General features: G+C 64.8%; 13 protein-coding genes and 1 tRNA gene. 5 read left to right on the top strand and 9 right to left on the bottom strand.

What is annotated here, in order from left to right; translation table 11 throughout:
* Positions 1-107: 107 nt before the first annotated feature.
* A complete protein-coding gene (locus GRI89_RS06510; protein WP_159793374.1) occupies positions 108-1,874 on the bottom strand; it encodes a cation:proton antiporter domain-containing protein in 1,767 nt (588 codons plus the stop codon).
* Between the two features lie 110 nt (positions 1,875-1,984).
* Here GRI89_RS06510 and putP point away from each other — a divergent pair, with 110 nt between their 5' ends.
* Entirely contained in the window at positions 1,985-3,466 is a 1,482-nt protein-coding gene (putP, locus tag GRI89_RS06505) for a sodium/proline symporter PutP (RefSeq protein ID WP_159793372.1), read from the top strand.
* Entirely contained in the window at positions 3,450-4,664 is a 1,215-nt protein-coding gene (locus GRI89_RS06500) for an FAD-dependent oxidoreductase (protein WP_159793371.1), read from the top strand. The genes putP and GRI89_RS06500 overlap by 17 nt, the downstream gene beginning before the upstream one ends.
* Before the next feature lies 1 nt (position 4,665).
* Here the strand turns inward: GRI89_RS06500 and GRI89_RS06495 are convergent, their stop codons facing one another.
* The 6 genes from GRI89_RS06495 to cpdR form a co-directional block, all read right to left on the bottom strand.
* The gene (locus tag GRI89_RS06495; protein ID WP_159793370.1) at positions 4,666-5,889 is read right to left on the bottom strand and encodes an NADP-dependent isocitrate dehydrogenase; all 1,224 of its coding nucleotides are present in this window, start codon (positions 5,887-5,889) and stop codon (positions 4,666-4,668) included.
* A gap of 75 nt (positions 5,890-5,964) precedes the next feature.
* Positions 5,965-7,041 carry an NAD(P)/FAD-dependent oxidoreductase gene (locus tag GRI89_RS06490; RefSeq protein ID WP_159793369.1) on the bottom strand — a complete coding sequence of 359 codons (1,077 nt, stop codon included), beginning with the start codon at positions 7,039-7,041 and terminating at the stop codon, positions 5,965-5,967.
* Positions 7,038-7,724 (bottom strand): methyltransferase domain-containing protein, encoded by a 687-nt coding sequence (locus GRI89_RS06485; protein WP_159793368.1) that lies wholly within the window; start codon positions 7,722-7,724, stop codon positions 7,038-7,040. Before GRI89_RS06485 ends, GRI89_RS06490 begins: the two co-directional genes overlap by 4 nt.
* Positions 7,714-8,784 (bottom strand): type III polyketide synthase, encoded by a 1,071-nt coding sequence (locus GRI89_RS06480; protein ID WP_159793367.1) that lies wholly within the window; start codon positions 8,782-8,784, stop codon positions 7,714-7,716. Before GRI89_RS06480 ends, GRI89_RS06485 begins: the two co-directional genes overlap by 11 nt.
* An 86-nt stretch (positions 8,785-8,870) precedes the next feature.
* Positions 8,871-8,945 (bottom strand) — tRNA-Val (locus GRI89_RS06475).
* A 52-nt stretch (positions 8,946-8,997) separates the two neighbouring features.
* Positions 8,998-9,372 (bottom strand): cell cycle two-component system response regulator CpdR, encoded by a 375-nt coding sequence (cpdR, locus tag GRI89_RS06470; protein ID WP_159793366.1) that lies wholly within the window; start codon positions 9,370-9,372, stop codon positions 8,998-9,000.
* 115 nt (positions 9,373-9,487) lie between these two features.
* On the opposite strand from cpdR, the gene GRI89_RS06465 reads away from it, so the two are divergent.
* Complete coding sequence (locus GRI89_RS06465; RefSeq protein WP_159793365.1) at positions 9,488-10,432, top strand: N-formylglutamate amidohydrolase; 945 nt, start codon at positions 9,488-9,490, stop codon at positions 10,430-10,432.
* Between the two features lie 173 nt (positions 10,433-10,605).
* Here GRI89_RS06465 and GRI89_RS06460 read toward each other — a convergent pair whose 3' ends face one another.
* The gene (locus GRI89_RS06460) at positions 10,606-11,409 is read right to left on the bottom strand and encodes a SapC family protein (RefSeq protein WP_159793364.1); all 804 of its coding nucleotides are present in this window, start codon (positions 11,407-11,409) and stop codon (positions 10,606-10,608) included.
* Between the two features lie 67 nt (positions 11,410-11,476).
* Positions 11,477-12,925, bottom strand: coding sequence for an FAD-binding oxidoreductase (locus tag GRI89_RS06455; protein WP_328598121.1), 1,449 nt, complete (start codon positions 12,923-12,925; stop codon positions 11,477-11,479).
* A gap of 127 nt (positions 12,926-13,052) precedes the next feature.
* Between GRI89_RS06455 and GRI89_RS06450 the strand changes: the two genes are divergently transcribed.
* Together GRI89_RS06450 and GRI89_RS06445 are read left to right on the top strand one after the other, a co-directional pair.
* Entirely contained in the window at positions 13,053-13,622 is a 570-nt protein-coding gene (locus GRI89_RS06450) for a hypothetical protein (protein WP_159793363.1), read from the top strand.
* A 97-nt stretch (positions 13,623-13,719) separates the two neighbouring features.
* The gene (locus tag GRI89_RS06445; protein ID WP_159793362.1) at positions 13,720-15,087 is read left to right on the top strand and encodes a DEAD/DEAH box helicase; all 1,368 of its coding nucleotides are present in this window, start codon (positions 13,720-13,722) and stop codon (positions 15,085-15,087) included.
* The last annotated feature ends 36 nt before the right edge of the window (positions 15,088-15,123 follow it).

Genomic DNA, 15,123 nt, shown 5'->3' with positions numbered 1-15,123 from the left:
TCCGCACCTGGTTGCTTCGCGTCCGCCTTCTCATGAGGTCAGAGCATGGCGGAGTTTTGCCCCAGGACACTGTCAGATGTGTCAACCTCGTTTGAACTTCGCCGGGGTCAGCCGCGCTCCAGCGTGCTCGTCCGCAGCTTGGGCTTGTGCTCCAGCGCCCCGCCTTCGCGGATCATCTCGCGGAATTCGTCGCGCTTCTCGTGGATGCTGGCGATGACCGGCCCCATCGCCACGCCGAGCTCGACCAGCACGGCTTCGGACAACTGCAGGCTCGCCTCGAGCGTTTCGGGCACCGCGGTGCTGGCGCCGTTGCGGTACAGTTCGGCGGCATGACCGGTGTCGCGGGCGCGGGCGATGATCGGCAGGTCCGGGTGGGCGGAGCGCAGCTTGCGAGTGATCGATTGCGCGAGCACCGGCTCGTCCATGGTCAGGATCACCGCCGGGGCGCGTTCGATGCCGAGCTTTTCGAGCGACCGCGGCCGAGCGGCATTGCCGAACACCGCGTTGTATCCGTCGCGCCGGCAGCGGTCGATCAGGTCGGTGTCCGAATCGATCGCGACATAGGGCCGGCCGTGGACCTTGAGCATGTCGGCCACCAACCGCCCGACGCGCCCGCAGCCGACGATCACTACGCGCTCCTCGTCCGGGCCTTCCCCGAGCGTGGCTGCCTCCGGAAGTGGTTCGACCCGGCGCGCTATCGCCTGTCCAGCCTTGGCGAGCAATGGCGTGATGGTCAGGCCGATGGCGGTAACAATCTGCCAGAATTGGGCTGTGCCGGGCTGGATGAGCAGCGCGCTGGTCGCGGCGGCCAGCACGATCAGGGTGGTTTCGGAAGGGCTGGCCATGAGCAGGCCCGTCTCCGCCGCTGTGCTCGGCCGTGCGCCCATCATCCGCAGCAGGACCATCGTCACCACCGCCTTGAGCGAGAGCACCGCGACCACCGCCAGCGCGATAGGCCCGAAGTTGTTCCAGATCGTCGACAGGTCGATGCCCATGCCGACGGTGATCAGGAAGATCCCCAGCGCGAGGCCCTTGAACGGGTCCATGATCCCTTCAACCTCGGCGTGGTATTCCGTTTCGGCGATGAGCAGGCCGGCGATCAGCGCGCCGACGATGGGCGAAAGCCCGACCAGCGCGGTGGCGAGGCTGGCGCCGATGACTACCAGCATGCTGGCGGCGAGGAACAGTTCGGGACTTTTGGTCCGCGCCGCCTGGGCGAACAGCCGGGGCAGGGCGAACCGTCCCACGACCATCATCGCCAGCACCATCAGCACGCCCTGCCAGACGGTCGTGAACAGCCCACCAAGCCCGTCTGCCCCGGCGTAGGGCGCCAGTGCGCCGAGGGTGAAGATTATCGGGACGATGGCGATGTCCTCGAACAGCAACATCGACAGCGCGGCGCGGCCGACAGCGGAGTTCTGGTTGGTCATCGGCAGGACCAGGGCGGTCGAACTGAGCGCGAGGGCGAGGCCGAGGCCGAGCGCCCCGGTCCAGTATTGCCCCATCATTCCGAGGAACGAGGCGAGCAGCAGGCCGATCACCAGCAACTCCAGCGCGCCGAGGCCGAACACCATCCGGCGCATCGCCCAGAGCCGGTTGAACGAGAGCTCCAGCCCGATGGTGAACAGCAACAGGGTGATGCCGAATTCGGCAAAGGGTTCGAGCCGCTGCGGATCGGTGATAGTGACCCAGGTGAGCCAGTCGTATTCGAACACCATCCGACCGAGGCCGTAGGGTCCGACCAGCACGCCGACGAGGATGAAACCGATCACCGGGGTGATGCGGAAGCGGGCGAAGACCGGAATGACGATCCCCGCTGCGCCGAGGATCACCAGCGCGTCCGACATGACGGGGGAGATGGCTTCGCCGTGCATCGCGCGGTTATGCAGGCTGGCCGGGCAGGCGGCAACGCACCGCGGCGGGTAAGCGACTGTTTCCCCACAAAGGGTGACACAGCAGCCTCAGTCCCTATGAAGGCGTGCCTATGCATACAGGCACCCTGATTTCTCTCGCCCTCTACTTCATCCTCATGCTCGCCATCGGCCTCTACGCCTGGCGCAAATCGACGTCCGACAGCGAGGGCTATCTCCTCGGGGGGCGCAACCTCCATCCGGCGGTGGCGGCACTCTCGGCCGGGGCTTCGGACATGTCGGGGTGGTTGCTGCTCGGTCTCCCGGGCGCGCTCTATGCCTCGGGACTGGTCGAGGCGTGGATCGGCATCGGGCTGTTCGTCGGTGCGCTGGTCAACTGGATCGTCGTCGCGCCGCGCCTTAGGCAGCAGACGGTCGATTACGGCAATGCGCTGACCATCCCCGAATTCCTCGCCAACCGCTTCCCCGACAAGGCCATCGCCCTGCGCGTGACCTCGGCGGTGATCGTGGTGCTGTTCTTCACGGTCTACACCGCGGCCGGGCTGGTCGGGGGTGGCAAGCTGTTCCAGACAGCCTTTGCCGGCCTGTTCGACGTTGGCGGGATGAGCGACTACGCCACCGGCATCTGGCTCACCGCGGGCGTTGTGCTGGCCTACACCATGATCGGCGGCTTTCTTGCGGTCAGCCTGACCGACTTCGTGCAGGGCTTGATCATGCTCGCCGCGCTGGTGTTCATGCCGCTCGTGGTGATGTTCGGGCCGGGTGGAAGCGCAGGGGCTTCGCTGACGCAGGTGCAGCCGGGCTTCCTTGATCTTGGATACGGGCTGACAGCGGTTGGCTGGCTTTCGGCGGTGACATGGGGGCTCGGCTATTTCGGCCAGCCGCACATCATCGTGCGTTTCATGGCCGTGCGCTCGGTGCGCGAGGTCGCCACCGCGCGCAATTACGCCATGGTCTGGATGTTCATCTGCCTGCTCGGCGCCATCGGCGTGGGGTTGGCAGGCCGCGCCTACGTCGAGCGCAACGCGATTGCGCTGGACGATCCGGAGACGATCTTCATCTTCCTCAGCGAAGCGCTCTTCTCCCCGGCGGTGACGGGATTCCTGTTCGCCGCACTGCTCGCCGCGATCATGAGCACGATCAGCTCGCAGCTGCTGGTCTCGTCGAGTTCACTGACCGAAGACTTCTACCGCCTGTTCCTGCGCAAGGACGCCACCGAGCGTGAGGCGGTCAATGTCGGGCGAATTTGCGTGCTGCTGGTGGCGCTCGCGGCGATCCTCATTGCCGGCGACCCCGATAGCGAGGTTCTGGGACTAGTCAGCCACGCCTGGGCCGGTTTCGGCGCCGCGTTCGGGCCGTTGATCGTGCTCTCGCTGACGTGGAAGCGGATGACCGGGACCGGGGCGGTATCGGGCCTGGTGGTCGGCGCGGCGGTGGTCATCGCGTGGATTGCGCTGGGCTGGAACGACCGCCTTCTCGGCGGGCCGGGCGTTTACGAGATCGTTCCCGGCTTCATCGCTTCGTGGTTGGCAATCTGGCTGTTAAGCCGGGCGACGAGTGTGTCGGAGGGAGAGGAGCATGCCGAGCTCGCCTAGCGATGTGATCATAGTCGGCGGCGGGCCGGCCGGGATGATGGCCGGCTACCTGTTCGCCCGCGCGGGAGTTTCCGTGACGGTGCTGGAGAAGCACGCCGCATTCTTCCGCGACTTCCGGGGCGACACTGTCCACCCCTCGACGATGCAGATCCTCGAAGAGCTAGGGCTGCTCGAACGCTTCCTGCAGCGTCCGCATAACCGCATCGACCACGCCGAGATCTGGTACAATGATCGCAAGCTGACCATCGGCGACCTGTCGCACCTGCACATGCCGGCCCCGTTTATCGCCATGATGCCGCAGTGGGAATTCCTCGACTTCCTGCGCGACGAGGGCGCGGCCTTCCCGACATTCTCGCTGCGCATGGAGGCCGAGGCCGTCGATCTCGTCGAGGAGGATGGACGCTACGTCGGCGTCACGCTGGGCTCGGGCGAGGTCGTGCGGGCAAACAAGCTCGTCCTGCGCTGCGACGGGCGGGATTCGAAGGTCCGCCGGGTTCTGCCGCTCGAATCGCTCGGCGTGCCGATCGACGTGTTCTGGTTCGCCATTCCCAAGAGCCATTCCGGCACCGCGCTGCGCGGCGTCATTCGCGGCTATCGCCTGTTCGTGCTGATCGACCGCGGCGACTACTGGCAATGCGCCGCGGTCATCGCCAAGGGCGGTGCGGAAAAGGTCAAGGCGCGCGGGATCGAGAAGTTCCGCGAGGACGTGCTGGCTGCCTTGCCCGAGGTCGACAACATCGACGAGGCGCTTCCCGACTGGGATGCGGTAAAGCTGCTGTCGGTCTCGCTCGACCGGCTCACCGCTTGGTCACGCCCGGGATTGTTGGCCATCGGCGACGCGGCGCATGCCATGAGCCCGGTGGGCGGCATCGGCATCAACCTCGCCATCCAGGACGCGGTCGCGACGGCCAACATCCTCGCCGCCTCGCTGGCGCGGGGTGAGAATGTCGACTCGCTGCTGCCTTCGGTTGAGAAGCGCCGGCTCTGGCCGACCCGGGTGATCCAGGGCGCTCAGCGCCAGGCGCACGAGCGCGTGCTGCAGCCGCTTATCGAGGGCAGGGCGAGCGTCCCGCTGGAGCCGCCGCTGCTGCTGAAGGTGCTCGACCGCCACCCGATGCTGCGGCGGATCCCCGGCCACTTCATCGGCCATGGAATCCGCCAGGAGCATGTCCGCAGTCCCGAGGCGCTGCGGAGCTAGGTCAGGCCCAGGCGGCCATTTCCGTTTCGAGGTTCTCGACGATGGCTTCGAAGAACTGCTCGGTTGTCATCCACGGCTGATCCGGGCCGATGAGGAGCGCGAGGTCCTTGGTCATCTTGCCGCTCTCGACCGTCTCGATGCAGACCTTCTCGAGCGTTTCGGCGAAGCGAACCACGTCCGGAGTGTTGTCGAACCGGCCGCGGTAGATCAGGCCGCGCGTCCAGGCGAAAATGCTGGCGATCGGGTTGGTGCTGGTCGCCTTGCCCTGCTGGTGCTGGCGATAGTGGCGGGTGACAGTACCGTGCGCTGCTTCAGCTTCCACGGTCTTGCCGTCCGGCGTCATCAGCACCGAGGTCATCAGGCCGAGCGAGCCGAAGCCCTGCGCGACGACGTCCGACTGAACGTCGCCGTCGTAGTTCTTGCAGGCCCAGACGAACTTGCCGCTCCACTTCAGCGCGGCGGCGACCATGTCGTCGATCAGTCGGTGCTCATAGGTGATGTGCGCGGCCTTGAACTTCTCGGCGAAGCCCTCGGTGTCGAACACCTCCTGGAACAGGTCCTTGAAGCGACCGTCATAGGCCTTGATGATCGTGTTCTTGGTGCTCAGGTACACCGGCCAGCCGCGGTCGAGGCCGTAGTTGAAGCTGGCGCGGGCGAAATCGCGGATCGAATCGTCGAGGTTGTACATCGACATCGCCACGCCAGGCGCCTTGAACTGGTAGACTTCGCGGTCGATCGTCTCACCGTTTTCGCCTTCCCACACCAGGCGCAGCGTGCCCGCGCCGGGAACGAGGAAGTCGGTCGCGCGGTACTGGTCGCCGAAGGCATGGCGGCCTACGACGATGGGGTCGGTCCAGCCCGGAACGAGGCGCGGCACGTTGTCGATCACGATCGGCTCGCGGAAGATCGTGCCGCCGAGGATGTTGCGGATCGTGCCGTTGGGGCTCTTCCACATCTGCTTGAGACCGAATTCGGCCACGCGCGCTTCGTCGGGGGTGATCGTCGCGCACTTCACGCCAACGCCGTATTGCTTGATTGCGTTCGCGGCATCGATCGTGATCTGGTCGTCGGTCTCGTCGCGCTTTTCGACGGACAGGTCGTAGTACTTCAGGTCGACATCGAGGTAGGGCTGGATGAGCCGTTCGCGGATCCACTGCCAGATGATCCGGGTCATCTCGTCGCCGTCGATTTCCACGATCGGGTTAGCTACCTTGATCTTCGCCATGCGGTGTCCTGTCGTCTCGTAATTGGGATTTCGCCGCGCTCGTAACGGGCAGGCGAGGCGAGTGCAAGGCGGCCCTTAGGCGAGACGCGTCGCGCCGATCACTTTCTCCAGCAGCGCAGGGGCGAAACGGGCCGCTGCGAGCGCCGCGGAGGCCATTGCCGGGCTTTCTGCAACCTGCCAGGCGGCTCCGGCCCAGCGTACGGGACCGGCAACCTCGCGGTGGAATTCGGCCTGAAACTGGGTCGAAGCCGCCGCGCCGCTTATCAGCCATGCCCGGGCCGCCGCAATGCCGCTGGCAACCGCGATATCGATGCCTTCGCCGGCGAGCGAGGGAATGACCGCGCACTGGTCCCCGAGCCGGAAGACACCGGGGAGCGTCTCTGCGGTCGACCAGCCGTAGGGGATCGAGCCGATGGTATCGACCTTCGCAGCCTGCCAGTCCGGGTCGAGCCGTAATCCGAAATGCGGATAGGCGCGGGCAAGGGCGCCCAGCAAGGTGTGCGGATCGCTGTCATGGGCAGTGAACAGTGACTTGCGCACCGCCATGCAGATATTGGCCGTGTCGTCCTCCTGCAGCACGATTCCGGCATAACCTCCGGCGAACAAGTGCAATTCGATGCGACCGTAGAGGCGGCGGGCAAGTGTGGGCGAGGGTTTGAGGCGCAGGCGCAGCCCGAGCGCCGGATCGGCTGCCTCGCGAGGACGCCCGCCACCGCGCACATCGTGCTTGCCGCTGGCGAGGAACAGAGCGTTCGCTTTCCAATTGCGGTTGCGTCCATGCAAGTCGAGGCCGTTGATTTCCCGGATAGTGTCGATTTCGAAATTCGCGCCAGTTTCAGTCGCGAGAGCGCGAAGGCGTGTATCGAGTGCCCGGCGCGACAGGCCCCAGCACGGCTCGGGCATGGGGATGTGGGCTGGTCTCCCGGGGCCGTAGAGCACCAGTGTATCCACCTTGTGCGCCCCGAGCGCCTCCGGGCTGCAGCCAAGCTTCTCGAGCCGTTGCGCCGTTCGCCAACTGAGGAAGCCGCCGCACAGCGCGTCACCCGGTTCGGCGTTGCGGTCGATAAGAACCGGTGCGGCGCCACCCCGCCCCAGTTCGATGGCAGCTGCGCATCCCGCAGGCCCGGCGCCGATGACGATGGTTTCGCTCAACGCAGCTTCTCGATACAGAGCCGGAAGGGAAACAAGCGGCGGACCTCCGCACCCTCGATCCCGGCCTCAGTGAAGATCGGCGGCCATTCGTCCGGTCGATAGCTGCGTGCGATCGAGGTCGTGCCGTCGAGCCGGACGATCCGATGCCAGCCCATGACCCGCGCCATCAGCGGGAAACCCAGCCATGCGAAACCGTGCCTGTGCAGGTCGTTGATGAACCAGCCGGCGCGCGCCTCACGATCCATGAAGCGCAGGAAGGCGATGATCTGGGCGTGGCTCATGTGGTGTGCAACGAGGCTGGAAATGATGCAATCGAAGCCCTCGCCGGCCAGCATCTCATAATCCCCGGTCAGGTAGGTGATCGGATCGCCGGGCGAGGACGACCGTTCCGCCGCGGCCTTGCTGCGTGAATTGAGGTCGATCCCGGTCAGGTGGGCACGGATACTGCGTCGATCCGCCCAGCGCGCTATCTGGCGCAGCATGTCGCCATCTCCGAATCCGACGTCGAGGAGCGAAAACTCGCTGCGATTGCCGACGGCGCGGGCAAGGAAGTCGAGGGTGGGGCGGTAGGCGAAGGTAGCCGCGTTGACCTTGGCGAGATCGGCGAGAACAGCGTGATAGGTGGCGGCGTCGAGCGACGGATCGTCCATCAACTCCTCGGTCTGGAGCCGTTCAGACAGCATCGCCGTCGGTCCAGCCGAAGCGGAAGCCTTCCATCGCCAGTCCCGGTCCGAAAGCCAGCGCCACACCGCGCTCCGGCTTGCGACGCATGATCCGTTCGAGCACGAACATGACCGCCGCCGAAGACATGTTCCCGCAATTGCGCAGAACTGCCCGCGATTCGGCAAGCGCCGTTTCGGGCAGGTGGAACGCCCGTTCGACTGCATCGAGAATCGAGGCTCCGCCCGGATGTACCGCCCAGGCATCGATTTCTGCCGCGCTTCCACCATTGACGATGCGACCTGCCAGGGCTGGGTCGGCCATCGCCTGGCTCAGCCGCCGCGGGACTTCGCCAGAAAGGTTCATCAGGAAGCCGGTATCGCCGATCGTCCAGGTAATCAGGTCGCTGCTTTCCTCGATCGTTGCCGACAGGCCTTCGCCGATGGCCAGCCCGGGACCTTCGCATGATACGATGGCAGCGGCGGCCCCGTCGCTGAACTGAGCCATGGCCAGCGTCGCTTCGAGGTTCGCCTTCGCCTGCAGGTGCAGGCTGCACAGCTCGACTGTTACGACGAGCACCTTCGCGCCCGGATTTGCATTCGCCAGGTGCCCCGCCGTGCGCAGGGCGGTCGCCCCCGCATAGCAGCCCATGAAGCCGATCAGCGTCCGCTCGACGTTTCCCGGCAGTCCGAGTTCCCGGGCGATGATCTGGTCGATTCCCGGGGCCGTGAATCCAGTGCAGCTGGCGACTACGAGGTGAGTAATGCCTTCGAAATCGGGAAGCTTGCGAATCGCCTCCAGCGCCAGAGGCGGGGCTTCCCGGGCATAGATCGCCATGCGTTGCGCTGTCGTCGGACTGACGCCGCTGGTGTAGAATCCACCGGGTGTGAGGTCCGCGGCCTTTCCGAGGACCGACCAGCGGTGTTCGATGCCCGATCGCTCGGCCATGCGTGCGAACAGCTTCGCGTCGCGTTCGTCCGTGAGTATTTCCTCGGCCCAGCGGCGATAGGTGGCCTCAACGTCGTGTGAAGGACACGCGCTGGCGACCGCGTTGATCCGCGCTCCCGAATTGTATGATGGCATTCACCTACCAACGGTCGAAGTTTGCATCGTTGGCCGCAGCATAAAGAAAAAGCGCCGCTTGCGCGACGCTTCCCTTGCTTACCGGATGGTGGGCGTACCAAGGTTCGAACTTGGGACCCCTACGATGTCAACATAGTGCTCTACCACTGAGCTATACGCCCTCACCATCGGGAGGCGCGCCAATAGCGTCGCCTCGTTGCGGTGGCAAGTGGGTTAGAGAGAAACGCTCTGCGCGTCTTCGAACATGCGCTCGACCTCGAGCACGAGGTCGCGGAGGTGGAACGGCTTGGACAGGACCTTGGCCTGCGGCGCTTCGCGATTCGAGCGAAGCGATACGGCGGCGAATCCGGTAATGAACATCACCTTGGTGCGCGGGCTGACTTCGGAGCAGCGCTGGGCGAGTTCGATCCCGTCCATCTCTGGCATGACGATGTCGGACAGCAGCAGGTCGAATTCGCCGTCCTCGAGCAGTGGGAGCGCCATCGTCCCGCGGTCGACCGCGTAGACTTCGTATCCCGCATTCTCGAGCGCCCGCGAAAGGTAGGCGCGCATGGCCTCATCGTCTTCGGCTAGCAAGATGCGGATCATACCAATGCCCTCCGTTGCAGGCCCGCCCCATACTCCAGCGGCGTTAAAAATCCCTCCTGCATTTCGGAGGTGACCTGCTTTGACACAGACGAGTACCAAAGGCAGCAAGGTGTGAATGAGCGATTCGGTGCAGGATTCGTCGGAATTTCCCCTCAACGGGTGCGGCTCCATCCCGGGTGCCCCGAGCCGGCCGGCCTATTCGCTCGGTCGCCGGATGCCTTCACCGATTCCCGTTTTCATCGCTGTGCCGCACGCCGGCCGGACTTATCCGCGTTCGCTGCTCGCACAGATGCGCGATCCGGCGCGGATCGGGATACGGCTTGAGGATCGCCATGCCGACCTGATTGCATGCGAAGTCGCGCGCACAACGGGCGCCGGCCTGCTCATCGCCCACGCCCCACGGGCCATGATCGACCTCAACCGGGCGCCCGATGAGATGGATTGGGACATGCTTGTCGAGGGACGGCCCAACGGCCGCGGAGCGCTCAGGACATCGCGGCGGGCACGGGGCGGCCTTGGTTTGGTCCCGCGCCGGTTGCCCGGGATGGGCGAATTGTGGAAGCAGCGCCTGCCCCAAGCGGAACTTCGGCGACGGGTCGAAGAGGTCCATGTTCCCTACCATGCCGCCCTGTCCGCAGAGCTCGTGGCGCTCCATGATCGCTGGGGTCATGCCCTGCTGATCGACCTGCATTCCATGCCGCCGCTATCAGAAACGCGCGATCGCCATGGTGCGGCGGAATTCGTAATCGGGGACCGCTTCGGAAGCTCCTGTTCGGGGGCGCTTTGCGCCGCAGCATTCGACCATCTCGCAAGCTGCGGACGGCGTGCTGCGCACAACAGGCCCTACGCTGGAGGATACGTGCTCGACCGCCATGCTTCGCCTTCAAGTGGGATTCATGCGTTCCAGCTTGAGGTCTGCCGTGCTGCATATCTTGACGCCGACCTGCGCGAGCCGGGGTCGAATTTTGCGGCAGTTTGCGCGGTGATAGCGGGCCTCGTCAGGCGACTGGCCGACGAGATGGGCCAGCTCGGCAATCCAACGCGGTTGGCCGCAGAATAGCAGGCAAGAAAAAACCACCTCGTGCACGAAGCACGAGGTGGCCAAGGTTCAGGGAGGAGGCGCACCGAGGTGCGCCTATCCGAACGGGCCATGAGGGAAGCACCATCCGGACCTCGTTTATCTAGGTTTGCTGCGCCCTGTGTTCAAGTGCGCAAAGGTAGCAAATTGTCGCGTCAGGCCGATGTCTCGAGGTTCGCCGTCTGGGCGTCACCGGCAGCGGACTTCGGTTCCCAGCCCTGTTCGACCTGCTTGGCGAAGATCACGCGCATGCGGTCGAGCGAGAAGAGGTGGGCGTAGATCAGCGGCAGAAGGCCGTTCTGGTTCCATGTCCGCAGCTGGTCGCCGCGCAGCTCGCGGAGCTTCTCCTGGTCGACCATCATGAAGCCGCGATAGATGTAGGGACGATCCGGCTCTTCGTTGCGCTGGATCGAAACTTCGCCCTGCATAAGCAGGCCGGCCTTCTTGAGTTCCTCGATGAAGTTCTGCGTGCGCAGCCCCGCCTCCTCGAAGGACTGGCTGAACTGCAGCAGGCCCTTGGTGTGGTCGGTTGCGGTCTCGCCGTCGAAAAGCGCAAATCCTTCGTCACCCTCGGCAACGAGATCGCTGGTCGGATCGAAGCACAGCGACATGTTTTCCGAATTCGGATCGAGCCGTGCGAGCAGGAACGGATAGCGACGGATGTAGGCCGGGATGTAGACCGGCTCGTAAGCGGTGCCATCTTCCATGAAAAAGGTGTTGAGGCCTTCGTTGAGACCCATCAGCGCCAGCGGAACCGGATTTTCGCCCTGCGAGAACACGATCGGATAGTCGCGCGCTGCCAGGACGAACTCGTCAGTCGTCAGCGGAATGGCGTGCTGCTTGGCGACCCATGGCGCCTTGTCGGTCGACAGGGCGCGAAACTTGCTGTGATCGCGGCTGTTGAGCGGCGTGAGGTCGTTGTAAAATAGGGGCAGTTGCGGTTGCGGCGCGCTGGCCATTGTTCTCTCCGAAAAGTCTGCTTGTCGCGGGCTCCTTGTCGGGCCCGTCAGTGGCGAAGCGGGCGCTTTAGTGGCTCCCCGCCGCAGGTGCAAGCGGCACGAGTTTACCTGGGTTGAGCAATTCGTGCGGATCGAGAGCTTGTTTTACGGCGCGCATCATCGCCAATTGCACCGGATCGCCGAGCCTTACGAGCTCGTCGAGCTTGAGCTGCCCAATGCCGTGTTCGGCACTGATCGAACCATGCCATGCGGTCACCAGCTCGTAGACCTCGGCGCTGATCTTCTTGCCGTCACCCGTCATCCATTCGAGCGGCTCGACTCCTGGAGGAGCGATGACGTGGAAATGCACGTTGCCGTCGCCGAGGTGACCGAATGCCAGCGCCTCGGTGCCCGGCCAGTGCGCCTCCAGTTGCGGAACGGCGACTTCGACGAACTCGGGCATCCGGTCGACCGGGACGGAAATGTCGTGCTGCACCGCCGGACCTTTCTCGCGCTCGGCTGGGGCAATCGAATCGCGCAGGAGCCAGAAATCGTCTGCCTGGCGCTCGTTGGAGGCAATCACGGCATCTTCCAGCAGACCGGCTTCGAACGCGCTGGCGAGCATTCGCTCGGCCAGTTCGCCCAGCCGGTCGGTCTCTCCGCGTTCGGCGACCAGTTCGATCAGCGCATGCCACGCGTGCGGCTCAGCCAGCGGCTCGCGGGCATTGGGGAGGTGGGCAACGACATCGTGCAAGGTCTGCTGCGGCATCACCTCGAAACCCTCGAGCGCATTGCCGGCCACGTCCTGGCAATGAAGCAGGAGCGCGCGCGCACCGGCCAGCGAAGGAACTCCAGCCCAGACGACCCGCCGCTCACCGATTGCCGGGAGGAGCTTTAGCGTCGCCGCGGTCACGATCCCCAAAGTTCCCTCGGATCCGATGAGCAGTTGCTTGAGATCGAACCCCCGGTTGTCCTTCTTGAGTACGGTGAGGGCGTTGAATACCGAGCCGTTGGCAAGCACCGCCTCGACACCCAGGACCTGCGCGCGCATCGAGCCGTGCCGCAGGACCTGCGTGCCTCCGGCGTTGGTCGAGACGAGCCCGCCGATGGTCGCCGAACCCTTGCCGCCCAGAGTAAGCGGGAAACGCAATCCTTCGGTTTCGGCAGCTTCGTGCAGCGTCTGGAGGATGACGCCTGCTTCACAGACGGCTTCGCGGGCCTCCGGGTCGAGGCGCCGGATCGTGTTCATTCGGCGCAGCGACAGGAGAATTGATCTTCCAGATCCATCAGGCGTGGCGCCGCCGCACATGCCGGTGTTGCCGCCCTGCGCGACGATCGGCACGCGATGACGAGCGCAAAGTTTGACCAGCGCGGACACTTCCTCGGTCGAAGCAGGGGAGGCGATGGCCATGGCCTCGCCTGTGAAGCGGCCGCGCCAGTCGGTGAGCCATGGGGCCATGAGATCGGGGTCGCGGGTCAGCCCGCGCGGCCCAAGAAGGTCGGCTGCTTCGGCCAGGAATTGCTCTGTGTTGTTCACACAAGCGCTTTGCCAAAGCTGCGGCTTGTTTGCAAAACGCAATCTGGGGGTTAAGCCGCTATTCAAGCGATCGTCTTAAGGGGGGATGCGAGCGGCCTGTCGGGTCGCAATTCGTAACGACTGCTCGATGATCAGCTTCACTGCCTTGTTTTCCACGTTCGCCTTTGGTGCGTCTGCGTTCCCGCCGCCGCCGCTGTTGCGGGCCGACGTGGCGTACGACGTGCGGCCGGGTGACGCGCCGCCGGCGACAGGACGCCGGAACTTGCCTGCGCCATTCCTGATGGTTGAGCAGGCCATGCGACCGCAGGACCAGTACCAGGTTCGCATCGAGGAACGTGTCATCATTCGTATCGCCCCGAGTCCTCCGGCGACCCGTGAGAGGATGCTTTCGACCTTGCCGCGCAAGCCGATGACGACGCGCTTCCAGGAAGTGAAGCTGGATAGCTGCGTCCCAATCCAGAGCATCGGCGGGGTCGCCCCGGTGCAGCCCAATCGCCTGCTGCTTTTCATGCGCGATCGCCGGGTGCTCAGTGCTGCGCTCGATCGTGCCTGCGATGCCCAGGCGTTCTATTCGGGCTTCTATGTCGAGCGCAGCAGTGACGGCATGCTCTGTTCGGGCCGCGACCAGTTGCAGTCTCGCGCCGGCACCAGTTGCGAAGTGGCCCAGTTCAACCGCCTCGTCGCGATCAAGGATTGAGCCGCATTCCTTGACTTTGCTCGCCGTCAACGCGTAGGGCGCGCGCGTCGGATACGGGGCGATCCCGTACCGAGATAAAATCCGGACATCGCGACCTATGAAATTTGCCGATCTCGGCCTGTCAGACGAATTGCTGGAGGCGGTCGAATCCGCCGGTTACAGCGAGCCGACGCCGATTCAGGCGCAGGCCATCCCGCAGGTCCAGATGATGAAGGACCTGATTGCGATCGCCCAGACCGGGACGGGCAAGACGGCGAGCTTCGTCCTGCCGATGATCGACATCCTCGCCCATGGCCGCCGCAGGGCGCTCATGCCGCGCAGCCTGATCCTCGAGCCGACGCGCGAACTGGCCCAGCAGGTGGCGGAGAATTTCGAGAAGTACGGCGTCAATCACGACCTGCGCATGGCCCTGCTCATCGGCGGCGTGCAGATGGGCGACCAGGTCAAGGCGCTGAACGAGGGCGTCGACGTCCTCATCGCCACTCCGGGCCGCCTGATGGACCTGTTCGAGCGCGGCAAGATCCTGCTGACCGGTTGCGACCTGCTGGTCATCGACGAGGCCGACCGCATGCTCGACATGGGGTTCATTCCCGACATCGAGTTCATCTGCGAGAAGCTGCCGGCCAACCGCCAGACGCTGCTGTTCAGCGCGACCATGCCGCCGCCGATCAAGAAACTGGCAGACCGCTTCCTGACCAATCCGAAGTATATCGAGGTCGCGCGGCCAGCGACGGCGAACACCAACATTGCGCAGCACAAGGTGCACGTGCAGTCGCGCAACAAGCGCGAAGTGCTTCGCCACATCCTGCAGACCGACGATGTCACCAGCGCGCTGATCTTCGCCAACCGCAAGACCACCGTACGCGAGCTCAACAAGAGCCTGCAGCGCCACGGTTTCAAGACCGGCGAGATCCACGGCGACATGGACCAGGCCAGCCGCATCAAGGAACTTGATCAGTTCAAGAAGGGTGAGATCAACATTCTCGTCGCCAGCGACGTCGCCGCACGCGGTCTCGACATCAAGGGCGTGAGCCACGTCTTCAACTTCGACACCCCCTGGCACCCGGACGACTACGTGCACCGCATCGGCCGCACCGGTCGCGCCGGGGCGAAGGGCCGCGCGTTTACGTTCGTGGCTCCGGAAGATGCCGAAGCGATCGCCAACGTCGAGAAGCTGACGAAGATGGACATTCCCGTCTTCGAAGTCGGCCAGGCCGCGGCAAAGCAGGACAAGAAGCCCGAGCGCACGACGGAACGCTCTCCGCGCGAATCCCGCCGCGAGAAGAAAGTCGAGGCCGAAGAGCGCGAACAGCGGCGTGAAAAGCGTCCCGCCAGTCCCAAGCCGGAGAAGAAGCCCGCACGCCGTGCCGAACCGCGCGCGAAGACGGTGCAAGAAGAAGATGAGGACGAGCCTGGCGAATGGAACGGCCCGGTTCCCGGTTTCCTCGGCCAGTCCGCGCTTTAGACGTCCAATCTTAACCCGCTGTTTGCCATCCCGCGC

The sequence above is a fragment of the Croceibacterium salegens genome (assembly GCF_009827435.1).
Taxonomy (GTDB): domain Bacteria; phylum Pseudomonadota; class Alphaproteobacteria; order Sphingomonadales; family Sphingomonadaceae; genus Croceibacterium_B; species Croceibacterium_B salegens.
This window is presented reverse-complemented; position numbering and strand designations above follow the sequence as displayed.